General features: G+C 66.7%; 9 protein-coding genes and 1 pseudogene. 8 read left to right on the top strand and 2 right to left on the bottom strand.

The window, feature by feature from the left end:
• Positions 1-62: 62 nt before the first annotated feature.
• The 4 genes and pseudogenes from AC1DQJ_RS06525 to AC1DQJ_RS06510 all read left to right on the top strand — a co-directional run.
• Positions 63-401 (top strand): P-II family nitrogen regulator, encoded by a 339-nt coding sequence (locus tag AC1DQJ_RS06525; RefSeq protein WP_183770192.1) that lies wholly within the window; start codon positions 63-65, stop codon positions 399-401.
• 39 nt (positions 402-440) lie between these two features.
• Positions 441-1,853 (top strand): type I glutamate--ammonia ligase, encoded by a 1,413-nt coding sequence (gene glnA, locus AC1DQJ_RS06520; RefSeq protein WP_477601448.1) that lies wholly within the window; start codon positions 441-443, stop codon positions 1,851-1,853.
• Positions 1,854-2,011: 158 nt separating this feature from the next.
• Positions 2,012-4,231 carry a penicillin acylase family protein gene (locus tag AC1DQJ_RS06515; RefSeq protein ID WP_477601446.1) on the top strand — a complete coding sequence of 740 codons (2,220 nt, stop codon included), beginning with the start codon at positions 2,012-2,014 and terminating at the stop codon, positions 4,229-4,231.
• Positions 4,232-5,113: 882 nt separating this feature from the next.
• Positions 5,114-5,218, top strand: a pseudogene (locus tag AC1DQJ_RS06510) (PEPxxWA-CTERM sorting domain-containing protein); the annotation flags it as partial.
• Here AC1DQJ_RS06510 and AC1DQJ_RS06505 read toward each other — a convergent pair.
• Positions 5,215-5,400 carry a hypothetical protein gene (locus AC1DQJ_RS06505; RefSeq protein ID WP_477601444.1) on the bottom strand — a complete coding sequence of 62 codons (186 nt, stop codon included), beginning with the start codon at positions 5,398-5,400 and terminating at the stop codon, positions 5,215-5,217. The pseudogene AC1DQJ_RS06510 and the gene AC1DQJ_RS06505 sit on opposite strands and share 4 nt — an antisense overlap.
• A 132-nt stretch (positions 5,401-5,532) precedes the next feature.
• On the opposite strand from AC1DQJ_RS06505, the gene parE reads away from it, so the two are divergent.
• The 4 genes from parE (at position 5,533) to AC1DQJ_RS06485 (ending at position 11,540) form a co-directional block, all read left to right on the top strand.
• The gene (parE, locus tag AC1DQJ_RS06500; RefSeq protein ID WP_477601442.1) at positions 5,533-7,593 is read left to right on the top strand and encodes a DNA topoisomerase IV subunit B; all 2,061 of its coding nucleotides are present in this window, start codon (positions 5,533-5,535) and stop codon (positions 7,591-7,593) included.
• Positions 7,594-7,828: 235 nt separating this feature from the next.
• Entirely contained in the window at positions 7,829-9,496 is a 1,668-nt protein-coding gene (locus tag AC1DQJ_RS06495) for a DEAD/DEAH box helicase (protein ID WP_477601440.1), read from the top strand.
• 108 nt (positions 9,497-9,604) lie between these two features.
• Positions 9,605-10,660 carry a GGDEF domain-containing protein gene (locus tag AC1DQJ_RS06490; RefSeq protein WP_477601438.1) on the top strand — a complete coding sequence of 352 codons (1,056 nt, stop codon included), beginning with the start codon at positions 9,605-9,607 and terminating at the stop codon, positions 10,658-10,660.
• 82 nt (positions 10,661-10,742) lie between these two features.
• Positions 10,743-11,540, top strand: coding sequence for an enoyl-CoA hydratase/isomerase (locus tag AC1DQJ_RS06485; RefSeq protein WP_477601436.1), 798 nt, complete (start codon positions 10,743-10,745; stop codon positions 11,538-11,540).
• Here AC1DQJ_RS06485 and AC1DQJ_RS06480 read toward each other — a convergent pair.
• On the bottom strand, positions 11,527-12,711 hold the full coding sequence (locus tag AC1DQJ_RS06480) for a low temperature requirement protein A (RefSeq protein WP_477601434.1): 1,185 nt from the start codon (positions 12,709-12,711) through the stop codon (positions 11,527-11,529). The two genes, AC1DQJ_RS06485 and AC1DQJ_RS06480, sit on opposite strands and share 14 nt — an antisense overlap.
• Positions 12,712-12,749: the final 38 nt, after the last annotated feature.

Below are 12,749 nucleotides of genomic sequence, written 5' to 3'. Positions count from 1 at the left end.
GTGCTCGTAGCCCCGAGCCGCTTCGGCGGCGCCGCCTGAGACCTGAGGCCAGTGAGCTTGGAATGAAAAAGATCGAAGCCATCATCAAGCCGTTCAAGCTGGACGAGGTGAAGGAAGCCCTGCAGGAGCTGGGCGTCCAGGGGATGACCGTGATCGAGGCCAAGGGATATGGCCGCCAGAAGGGTCATACCGAACTCTATCGCGGGGCCGAGTACGTCGTGGACTTCCTGCCCAAGATCAAAATCGAGGTGGTCGTGGCCGACGACCAGCTCGAAGCGGCGCTGGAAGCCATCGTCGGAGCCGCCCGCACCGGCCGTATCGGGGATGGCAAGATCTTCGTTTCGGAAATCACCGACGTTCTGCGGATCCGCACGGGGGAGACCGGCGCCGCAGCCGTCTAGACCAACTTAGCTATCGGACGTCTTCAAGGGGATAAGACCATGGCCACGACCGCCAAGGACATTCTGGACCAGATCAAAGAAAAGGACGTCAAATATGTCGACGTCCGCTTCACCGACATTCGCGGCAAGATGCAGCATGTCACCTTCGACATCGACCTGGTGGACGAAGAGTTCCTGACCGACGGCACGATGTTCGACGGTTCGTCGATCGCCGGTTGGAAAGCCATCAACGAGTCGGACATGAAGCTGCGTCCGGACCTGGAAACGGCGATCATCGACCCGTTCTACCAGCAGACCACGCTGTGCCTGATGTGCGACATCGTGAACCCGGACACCGGCACCCCGTACAACCGCGACCCGCGCTCGATCGCCAAGGCCGCGCTGAACTACGTGAAGGCCTCGGGCATCGGCGACACCGTGTTCTTCGGTCCGGAAGCCGAGTTCTTCATCTTCGACGACGTGCGCTGGTCCACCGCGCCGCACAACACCGGCTACTCCTACGACTCGACGGAACTGCCGTCGAACACCGGCAAGGAATATCCGGAAGGCAACATGGGCCATCGGCCCGGCCCGAAGGGCGGCTACTTCCCGGTCAACCCGGTCGACAGCTGCCAGGACCTGCGCGGCGAAATGCTCGCCGTCATGGGCGAACTCGGCATGCGGCCGGAAAAGCACCACCACGAAGTGGCGCCTGCCCAGCACGAGCTCGGCCTGAAGTTCGACACCATGATCACCATGGCCGACCGGATGCAGCTCTATAAGTACGTCATCCACAACGTGGCGGCGGCTTACGGCAAGACGGCCACCTTCATGGCCAAGCCGATGTTCGCCGACAACGGCTCGGGCATGCACGTCCACCAGTCGATCTGGGCCGACGGCAAGCCGCTGTTCGCTGGCGACAAGTACGCCGGCTTGTCGCAGATGTGCCTGTGGTACATCGGCGGCATCATCAAGCACGCCAAGGCCATCAACGCCTTCTCGAACTCGACGACCAACTCCTACAAGCGTCTGGTGCCCGGCTACGAAGCCCCGGTGAAGCTGGCCTACTCGGCCCGCAACCGTTCGGCCTCGATCCGTATCCCGCACGTCGACTCGCCGAAGGCCAAGCGCATCGAAGCCCGCTTCCCGGACCCGATGGGCAACCCCTACCTGACCTTCGTCGCCCTGCTGATGGCCGGCCTGGACGGCATCATCAACCAGATCGACCCGGGCGCCGCCCAAGACAAGAACCTCTACGACCTGCCGCCGCGCGAGCAGAAGAAGGTTCCGGAAGTCTGCGGCTCGCTGCGTGAAGCCCTGGAAAACCTCGACAAGGACCGCGCCTTCCTGAAGGCCGGCGGCGTCATGGACGACGACTTCATCGACTCCTACATCGAGCTCAAGATGCAGGAAGTGATGCGTCTCCAGCTGCATCCGCACCCGGTCGAATTCGACATGTACTACGCGTGCTGATCGAAGCCGCCTGAGGCGAACATCGGAGGGGCCGCGGAGCAATCCGCGGCCCTCTTCTTTTGGGCGGCCGGCCAAGCTGCGGTTGACGAACGCCGTCCGATCCGCACGTCATCCCTCATCGCTCGCGATCCAACGCGGGGACAGTTCGGGGGAAACGCATGAAGTCGCTGCTTCTGACCACGGCCGCCTGCGCGCTTGCCGCGGGAATCACCTCCAGCGCTGCAGCGGCGACCTACGAGGCGCAGATCGTCCGCACCAAATACGGCATCCCGCACGTCACCGCGAAGGACTACGGCAGCCTCGGCTACGGCCAGGCCTACGCTTTCGCGCAGGACAATCTCTGCCTGCTGGCCGACAAAATCGTCACCGTGAACGGCGAGCGCACGAAGCACTTCGGCGCCGAAGGGACCACGGTCGTCTCGTTCACCGACATCAAGAATATCGAGAGCGACTTCTTCTTCCGCGCCAACATCGACCTGGCGCCGCTACGGGCCGGCCTGCAGAAGGGCCCAGCGGAGTACCGTGAACTGGTCACCGGCTATGTGGCCGGGTTCAACCGCTACCTCGCCGATACGCCGAAGGAGAAACGGCCCGCGGAATGCCGCGACGCCGCCTGGGTCCGCCAGATCACCCTCGACGACATGCTGCGCCTCAACGAGGAGCGGATGATCCAGGCCAGCGGCGGAGCGTGGCTGCGCCAGACCAACGCCGCCGCACCGCCGAGCGCCGCTGCGCCGGCCAAGGCCGCCTCGAACCTTGGCCTGCCGAACATGGCCGAGATGATCGGACTCGGCTCCAACGGCTGGGCGTTCGGCCGCGGCGTCACCGCCAACAAGTCCGGGCTGCTGCTCGGCAACCCGCACTTCCCGTGGGAAACCACCAACCGCTTCTACGAGGCGCACCTGACCATCCCTGGCAAGTTCGACGCGATGGGCGTGACCATCGGCGGCGCGCCTGGGATGTCGATCGGCTTCAACAAGGACGTGGCCTGGACCCACACGGTCTCGACCGACCGTCATTTCACCCTCTTCGAATTGGCGCTCGATCCGGCCGATCCCACCGCCTATCTGCTCGACGGCAAGCGCCACGCCATGGAACGCGAGACCGTCACGCTCGACACTGCCGCCGGTCAGCAGACCCGCACCTACTACTCGACCCTCTACGGCCCGGTGGTGGTGATGCCGCAGGCCGGTCTGACCTGGAACGCCAAGACCGCCTACGCCCTGCGCGACGCCAACAAGAACAACAGCGCTGCGGCCGGAACCTGGCTCGACATCGCGAGAGCCAAGTCGGTGGGTGAGATCCGCGCCACGATCACCAAGTCGCTCGGCATCCCGTGGGTGAACACCATCGCCGCCGACAGGCATGGCGAGGCGCTCTACGCCGACATCACCGCCACGCCGAACGTCTCGGCCCAGAAGCTGAAGGACTGCGCTCCGAGCCCTGGCGCCGCCAAGCTGGCCGACGCCGCCCGCGTCTACGTGCTCGACGGCTCACGGGCGGCGTGTAACTGGGATGCACCCGGCCTGATGCCCGGCGCGACCATGCCCGCCGCGGTCCGGACCGACTATGTGGCCAACAGCAATGACAGCTTCTGGCTGGCCAATCCCAGCGCTCCGATGCCCGCGGCCTCGCCCATCGTCGGGCCAACCGCGACGCCGCAGAACCTGCGCACCCGTTCGGGGATCGTCGAGATCGAGGCGCGCATCGCCGGCACGGACGGCCTCTCCGGCGCAGGCTTCGACCCCGAAGTGGTCAAGACCATGCTGTTCCGGAACAGGAACCACGCGGCCGAGCTCTATCTCGACGACACGCTGAAGGTCTGTTCGGCCGAAGGGCCGGCCCCCTCCGTCGAGGGCAAGAGCATCGACCTGGCCCAGGCCTGCTCGGTTCTGGCCAGGTGGGACCGGCGGATGGACAGCGACAGCGTCGGCGCGCTGCTCTGGGTCGAATTCTGGCGCAACGCCCAAAGGGTCTCCGACCTCTACGTCACCCCGTTCGATCCGGCCGATCCGGTGCACACGCCGCGCGGCCTGAAAACCGACGCCGAGACCGCCGCCAAGCTGCGCCAGGCGCTGGGCAACGCCGTGGCCATGCTTGACCGCCAGAAGGTTGCGCTGGACGCGCCGTACGGCCGCTATCACTTCGCGGTCCGCGGCGACCAGAAGATCCCGGTCCATGGCGGCGAAGGTAGCGACGGCGTCCTGAACGCCCAGCAGTCGCGCTGGAACGAACAAGCCGGCGGTTACGTGCCCTATCACGGCTCGAGCTACATCCAGGTCGTCACCTTCGACGACAAGGGGCCGGTTGCAGATGCGGTGCTGTCCTACTCGCAGTCCACCGACCCGGCCTCGCCCTACTACGCGGACCAGACCTGACTCTATTCAAAGAAGGGTTGGCACCGCCTGCCCTTCCACGCCGCTGAAATTTCGGCCGAAGCCGCGGGTCCGGCGCTGGTGCTCAAGGGAAATTGAGGCGGAACGGCGCCATTCGCTCAGGAGGCGAGTAAAGCGCGGACCTCCTCGCAGGTGAAACCAAAATGCAACGCCGACTGTACGTTCGGAGTGGTTCATTGCGGGACAGCACGGCAAGGGCTTCACTTTCGGCTCGTCCTGGGGCATCACCCGCCGCGTCTGCAGAGATCGCACTTGGCAAGTCAAACTCGCCAGCGGGTTGAGTCTCTTGGGCCGTGCGGCGCGACATGTCCCGATGTGACAATTGTTTACCTGGACCAAGTCTTGCAGGCGCACACCAAACAAGGACAGATGTGTCCAGGGCGTCTGGGTTTTCTTGCTCGTCATTTCGCGATGCAAGCGAGCCCGGGGAATAGACACGGGGGCGTTGAATCGATGCAAAAAACGTCGAAGGCGACAACTACCAATCGAACCCTCTTCGCGCTTCTGGTGGCGTCGGTGGTGATCCCGCTGCCGGCAATGACGCCTGCGCTTCTGTCGAGCGCCATGGGCGCGATGAGCCTGGTCAGCGCCGCTCCCGCCCCCCAGGCCACGATGGTTCCGGTCTACTTCCTGCCTGCCCGCGCGCCGCGCGCGCCGGCCATGCTGCCCGAGACCGTGGTGCTCAGCATCGCCGACCCGGCCACGGTGATCAGCGAGACCGGCGTCGAACGCGCCCTGCCGTTCGAAGACCTGCGCATCCCGACGATCGTCGAGTTCCAGCCGCGCATGCCGTCCTTGCTCACCTGGCTTGGCCGTCCCAACGGCGGCGGCGGCGGCATCACCTCGCACAGCCTCCCGCCTCAGTCCGCTGTTCCCGAGCCGGCCACCTGGGCCATGCTGATCGTCGGCTTCATGACGGCCGGCGGCTTCATTCGCCGCCGTCGTCGCGCAGTCGCAGCGGCAGCCTAAGCCCGCGCCGCCGGCCGCACGGCGTCCAGCAACTCCATTTGCGCCACCGCGTCGTCGCCGCCCGTCAGGTCGGCGGCGCGACCACGCACGGCGTCCACGAAGGCGCGTAGCTGGTAATCATAGGTCGGATCGCGAGTGACGGTCTCCTGGCGCGTCGCCTCGCCCTCAGGCGTGATTTCCAACATTCTGCTTCAGCGTCCCGGTTTAGCGGAGCAGCGCTGCACGCGCGAACCTCCCCGCCTACCCGTCGCATTGATATCGGCGCGTGCGCCCTTCATATGGGGCGGTCTCGAATCGTTCCATTTTCAGGTCGCATGTCCCAGGCCTCTTCCACTCCCCAAGCTTCCCTGTTCGATGACGCCCTCAACCCTGCGCCGGCTGCGCCGCTGGCGCAGAGCCATGAGCCGCGTCCCGACCCTGCGGTGCTGGGCGAGAAACCGACCAGCGGCTACTCCGCCAAGGACATCGAAGTCCTCGAGGGGCTGGAGCCGGTCCGCAAGCGGCCGGGCATGTACATCGGCGGCACCGACGAGCGCGCCCTGCACCACCTGTTCGCCGAAGTCCTCGACAACGCCATGGACGAGGCCGTCGCCGGCCACGCCAAGGTCATCGAGGTGCGCCTGGAAGCCGATGGCCGGCTGACCGTCAAGGACGACGGCCGCGGCATCCCGGTCGACCCGCACCCCAAGCATCCGGGCAAGTCGGCCCTGGAAGTGATCATGACCGTCTTGCACTCGGGCGGTAAGTTCTCCGGCAAGGCCTACGAGACCTCCGGCGGTCTGCACGGCGTCGGCGTCTCGGTCGTCAACGCGCTGTCGGAACAGGTCGACGTCACCGCCTGGAAGGACGGCTTCGAGTGGCGCCAGTCGTTCAGCCGCGGCAAGCCGCTGGGCTCGATCGAGAAGCTGAACCCGACCCGCAAGAAGGGCACGGCGATCAGCTTCGTGCCGGACGAGCAGATCTTCGGCGAGGGTTGCGCCTTTAAGCCGGCGCGCCTCTATCGGATGGCGCGCTCGAAGGCCTACTTGTTCGGCGGCGTCGAGATCCGCTGGAGCTGCGATCCGGCCCGCATCCATGACCAGACGCCAGCCGAGGCGACCTTCCGCTTCCCTAACGGCCTGGCCGATTTCCTGGCCGAGCGCGTGAAGTCGGTGGAGACCGTCACCCCCGAGCCGTTCGCCGGCCGCTATGAGCGGCCCGGCGAGACCGGCAAGGTCGAGTGGGCGGTCACCTGGACCCCGGCGGGCTTTGGCGAAGCTGACGGCTTCATGCAGTCCTACTGCAACACCGTGCCGACCCCGGAAGGCGGCACGCACGAGGCAGGTCTGCGCGCGGCGCTGACCCGCGGCCTGAAGCAGTACGCCGAACTGACCGGCGAGAAGCGCGGCGCGGTGATTACCGCCGAAGACGTGGTGGCCCAGGCCGGCGCGCTGGTCAGCGTGTTCATCGCCAATCCCGAATTCCAGGGCCAGACCAAGGAGAAGCTCTCCTCGTCCGACGCTCAGCGGCTGGTCGAGAACGCCCTGCGCGATCCGTTCGATCACTGGCTGACCGCCCAGCCAAAGGCCGCCAGCGCCCTGCTGCAGTTCGTTGTCGATCGCGCTGAGGAGCGACTGAAGCGCCGCCGCGACAAGGAAGTCGCCCGCGCCTCTGCGACCCGCAGGCTGCGCCTGCCCGGCAAGCTGGCCGACTGTTCCGGCCAGGCGACCGACGGCACCGAGATCTTCCTGGTCGAAGGCGACTCGGCCGGCGGCTCGGCCAAGCAGGCCCGCAACCGCAAGACCCAGGCGATCCTGCCCCTGCGCGGCAAGATCTTGAACGTCGCCTCGGCCTCGCTCGATAAGCTGGGCGCCAACAAGGAGCTGTCCGACCTGCTGCTGGCCCTTGGCGTGCAGGGCGGTTCGAAGTTCAAGGAAGAGGAACTGCGCTACGAGCGCGTGGTGATCATGACGGACGCCGACGTGGACGGCGCCCACATCGCATCGCTGCTGATCACCTTCTTCTACCGGACCATGCCGGACCTGATCCGCTCTGGGCGCCTCTATCTGGCGCTGCCGCCGCTCTACCGAATGAGCCATGGCGGCAAGACCATCTACGCGCGTGACGACGCCCATCGTGAAGAGCTGCTGACCACCGAGTTCAAGGGCAAGAAGCCCGAGATCGGCCGCTTCAAGGGCCTCGGCGAGATGATGCCGGCGCAGCTCAAGGAGACGACCATGGACCCGGCTACCCGGACCATGGCCCGCGTCACCCTGCCCCGCGCCGAGGAGACGGTCGAGGACCTCGTCGAGGCGCTGATGGGCCGCAAGCCCGAGCTGCGCTTCCGGTTTATCCAGGAAAACGCCGAATTCGCGGCCGCTGACCTGGACGTTTAGCGCTTCGCAACCGGTCGCGAATTGGCCCTCTGCGCGGTGCTGTTCAGGCTGCTCGCTGCGGTCACTGAAGAACGATATGCGCTGAACGCGCCCGCGCCTTGAACTTCAAGGTTCAGAACGCGTTTGACTTGACGCCGTCACGCCGTATCTTCCGGCCGCGCGACGACCGCCGTCCGCGCCGCCGCGGTTTGCCACCTCTTCACTTGAGCGGGCCCTCCGCCCCCATTGCTGTTGAATGACCGAATTTTCCGAACTGGGCCTGTCGCCCGCGACGCTTCAGGCTGTTGCCGACACAGGCTACACGACCGCCACCCCGATCCAGGCGCAGGCCATTCCCGTCGCCCTCCAGGGTCGCGACGTGCTCGGCATCGCCCAGACCGGCACCGGCAAGACCGCCGCCTTCACGCTGCCGATGATCGATCGGCTGGCCGCCGGCCGCTCCAAGGCGCGGATGCCGCGCTCGCTGGTCATCGCGCCCACGCGCGAACTGGCTGACCAGGTCGCCGCCTCATTCGAGAAATACTCCAAGGGCCAGAAGCGCACGCTGTCCTGGGCCCTGCTGATCGGCGGCGTCTCGTTCGGCGACCAGGAACTGAAGCTGGACCGCGGCGTCGACGTGCTGATCGCCACCCCCGGCCGCCTGCTGGACCACTTCGAGCGCGGCAAGCTGCTGCTCACCGGCGTGCAGATCATGGTGGTCGACGAGGCCGACCGCATGCTCGACATGGGCTTCATCCCTGACATCGAGCGCATCTTCAAGCTGACCCCGGCCAAGAAGCAGACGCTGTTCTTCTCGGCCACCATGCCGCCGGAAATCACCCGGCTGACCAAGCAGTTCCTGAATGACCCGCTGCGGATCGAGGTCTCGCGCCCGGCGACCACCGGCGAGAACATCACTCAGCACCTGGTCCGTCTGCCGACCTCCGACCCGAAGGCCAAGCGCACGGCGCTGCGAATGCTGGTCGAGCGGGCCGAGGTCGACACCGGCATCGTGTTCTGCAACCGCAAGTCCGAAGTCGACATCGTCGCCAAGTCGCTGAAGAAGCATGGCTTCGACGCTGGCCCGATCCATGGCGACCTGGACCAAGCGACACGGATGCGGACGCTGGAGAGCTTCCGCAAGGGCGAGTTGAAGTTGCTTTGCGCGTCTGACGTCGCCGCCCGCGGCCTCGACATCCCGGCCGTGAGCCACGTCTTCAACTACGACGTTCCGCACCACGCCGACGACTACGTGCACCGCATCGGCCGCACGGGCCGCGCCGGCCGTAGCGGCGAGGCGTTCATGATCGTGACGCCCGCCGACGCCAAGAACATCGACAAGGTGCTCAAGCTGATCGGCAAGACGCCCAACGAGGTAGTGCTGGAAGGCGTCGATTTCGCCTCGATCAAGGACGAACGTCGCGAACGCAGCGGCGGCGGCGGCCGCGAGCGTGGCGGCCGCGAGCGTGGCGGACGCGAGCGCAGCGGAGGCGGTGGAAGCCGAGACCGCGATCGTGGTCGCGGGCGCGACCGACCGATCGCCGCGCATGGCGAGGTGGCCTCCATGGAGCCCCTCGCCGCGGCGCCGGCCGAGGCCACGACTGAGTCTGAGGCGCCTAGCCGCAAGCCGCGCACCCGCACGGCCGAGCGTCCGGCGCGTGCCGAGCGCCCAGAGCGTGCGGAGCGCCCGGAGCGTGCCGAGCGCTCCGCGCCCGCTGAGCGGCCCCAGTATTCGGACCGGCCGGCTCGCGCCGAACGCCCGACCGAACGGCCAGCCCCAGTCGCTGCGGAACCGGCTTCACAACCGGCGCGCCGCGACCGTCAGCGCCGTGATAACCGCGAGGACCGGGACAGCGTCGTCGGCTTCGGCTCCGACATTCCAGACTTCCTCAAGCGCGCGCCGCGACCGACAACTTCGGAATAGTCGAAATAGCCGCGTTTTAACGGCTCGTTCGACTCTCTCGCCTATTCTTCCCCATGAGACGGGGCGTCCGCGTGACACGGGACGCCTCGAGGATTCGGGAAAGACAGAATGTCGGGCGATATCGAAACCAAGCTGCGGGGTCCTGGCGCCTACGACATCGCCCGCCAGGCGATGGACGCTATGGAGGCGCACAAGGTCTGGCCGACCGCCACCAATTTCGAGCTCTGGACCTACTATATCGCCGAGCCCGACAGCGCGCTTGGGCAAGAGATCGCCCGCCTGCTCTCCTCCGGGGAGGCGTTCACCGACATGGTCGCCGACGAGTTGGCGGCCACCTACCTTCCCAAAGCCAAGCTGAACGAACAGATCCGCGACGCCGGCGATGCGCTGACGAAGGAACTGGACGCGGTCAGCCGAGCCATCGAGACCGCGCAGAAGTCCAGCGAGGTCTATGGCCAGACCCTGGCCGGCGCCTCCAAGTCGCTGAGCGACGCCGCCAATATCGCCGCCGTCCAGGAGACGGTCGACGGCTTGGTCGTCGCCACCAAGCGCGTCCAGCGCGAGAACAAGGCGCTGGAGAAGCGCCTGACGGAATCCACCTCTCAGGTGGCCAAGCTGCGCGAGCACCTGGAACAGGTCCGCCGCGAGGCGACCACGGACGGGCTGACCAACCTCGCCAACCGCAAGGCCTTCGACGAGGAACTGGAACGCGCCTGTTCGGACGCCCGCGAGCAGGGCCAGAGCCTGACGCTGGCAGTGATCGACATCGACCACTTCAAGAACTTCAACGACACATGGGGCCACCAGACCGGCGACCAGGTCATCCGCTATGTGGCCAGCGTCATCGGCCGGGTCGGCGCGCCGCCCCGCTTCGCCGCCCGCTACGGCGGCGAGGAGTTCGCTCTGATCTTCCCGCGCGAAACCGCCGAAATTGCCGCCGCGGTGCTCGAGGAAATCCGCGAAGAAGTGTCCTCGCGCATGCTCAAGCGGCGCTCGACCAACGACGACCTGGGGGCCATCACAGTCTCGGCCGGCCTGGCCGAACTACGTCGCGGTGAGTCGGCCCACGGGCTGATGGAGCGCGCCGACAGCGCCCTCTACGTCTCCAAGCGGTCGGGCCGCAACCGGGTCAGCAGCGCCGAGACGGTGGTCGCGGCCGCCTGATCGGCGGCTCGCAACTTTCCCCTAGCCTGACGCCAGGACATCCCCTCTTTAGTTCGTCCCGCGAACCTTGAGGGAGGACGACGTGGCCTATTTTAAGATCAAAACCGCGGTCGAGGACGGCATCGGCGTCATCACCTTGGCCGATCCCGCCACCCTGAACGCCGCCGGGCTCGACCTGATGGACGAGCTGCAGCAGGCCTTCGATGCGATGAAGGCTGACCCCTCGGTGCGCTGCGTGGTTCTGACCGGCGAAGGCCGCGGTTTCTGCTCCGGCGCCAACCTGTCGGGCCGCGGCGACGCCCCCGCCAATCCCGATCCTGAAGGCCCCGACGCCGGCGCGGCTCTGGAGAGCGTCTACAACCCCTTCATGAGCTCGCTGCGTGACTTCCCGGTCCCGGTCGTCACCGCCGTCAACGGAGTCGCCGCCGGGGTCGGCTGCTCGCTGGCCCTAATGGGCGACATCATCGTGGCGGGAGAGAGCGCCTACTTCCTCCAGGCCTTCCGCCGCATCGGGTTGGTGCCGGACGGCGGCTCGACCTATCTGCTGCCGCGGCTGATCGGCAAGGCGCGAGCCATGGAGATGGCCCTGCTCGGCGACAAGGTTCCGGCCAAGACCGCACTCGAATGGGGCCTGGTCAATCGCTGCGTCCCCGACGACCAACTGCTGCCGACCGCCATGGAACTGGCCAAGGCCCTATCGACCGGCCCCAAGGCCCTGGGCGCGATCCGCAAGCTGATCTGGGAGAGCCTGGACGAAGAGTGGTCCAACCAGCTCCACGCCGAACGCGTCGCCCAGAAGAGCGCCGGTCGCTCCGAGGACAGCCGCGAAGGCATCCTGGCCTTCCTGCAGAAGCGTCCAGCCGCGTTCAAGGGACGCTAGCGGCGCGGCGGCGTTCGCGCCGCCGCCACAGCGATTCCGCAGTGGCGACCGCGACCATCACCAGCGAGGCGGCCAGGCTCAGCATGGCCGGCGTCAGCCTCGTTGCCACCGGCGCAAGGATGGCAAGCGCCAACAGACCCGCCAGGTGCGAGCGCGGCGTTCCGTTGTCAGTGGTCCGTCGGAACAGCAGGTCGCCCAGCAGGTAGAGACCCGGCCCGGCTAGCAGCACCGCGGCTGTCTTCAGCTCCATGTGGCCGTCGGGATGGGCCAGGGCCAGCTCGTCGCCGACGGCGCTGACTACAATGCCAGCGACGATCGGCACGTGCATGTAGGTGTAGGCTAGCCGGGCCAGGCGGCCCGGGTCCGCCGAGTCTGCGATCAGCCGGCTGGCGCGCTCGGCGCCGGCGTCGAAATAGATCCACCACATGGCCACGCTGGCCATGAAGGCCGCTCCGAAAGCTATCAGGACACCCGGAATCATCGGCAATTGGGCGAAGGTCGCGCCGGTCACCAGGATCGACTCGCCCAGGGCGATGATCACGAACAAGGCGTAGCGCTCCGCCATGTGCGCGCCCTCGACGTCCCAGTCGGTTGTGGGCGAACCGCCCAGGCCGGGCGTCCAGAATCCCCAGGACGGCGACGCCGCCTCGAGCGCCACCGCCACCGACCACCAGATGAAGCGAGCGCCTTCGTCGGCCAGGCCGCCGCCGATCCAGAACACCGCCGACAGGATCAACCAGGCGGTGATGCGCTGATAGTTGCGGTAGTTGCGCGGGTTGTACGGGCGCAACGCCCAGAGCATGAACAGCGAGCGCCCGACCTGCATGGTCACCACCGCGCCCGCGAAGAGCAGCCCTTTTGCGCCGAAGGCGTCCGGCAGCGAGGTCGACATCACCAGGCCGGCGAGCATCAGCACCAGCAGCATGAACCGAACCGCCCGCTTTTCCGGATCGATCCAGTTGGTGAGCCAGCAGGTGTAGGTCCAGACCAACCATACGGCCAGGAACAGCAGCCCGGTCTCGACCGCGCCCATCGGCGTCAGGTGCTTGAGCAGGTTGTGCGAGAGCTGGGTGATCGCGAAGACGAACACTAGGTCGAAGAACAGTTCGACATAGGTGACGCGCTCGTGGCCCTGGCGGGTCCGCTGCAGATCCGTGCGCGCGCCGATCATGAAGAGCCTCCGATTCCCGTCGCAGACTAGGCCGCAGA

It is taken from the genome of Phenylobacterium sp. P4_E10 (assembly GCF_056401675.1).
The sequence above is the reverse complement of the archived record's forward strand: the minus strand, read 5'-3'. Positions and strand labels throughout refer to the sequence as shown.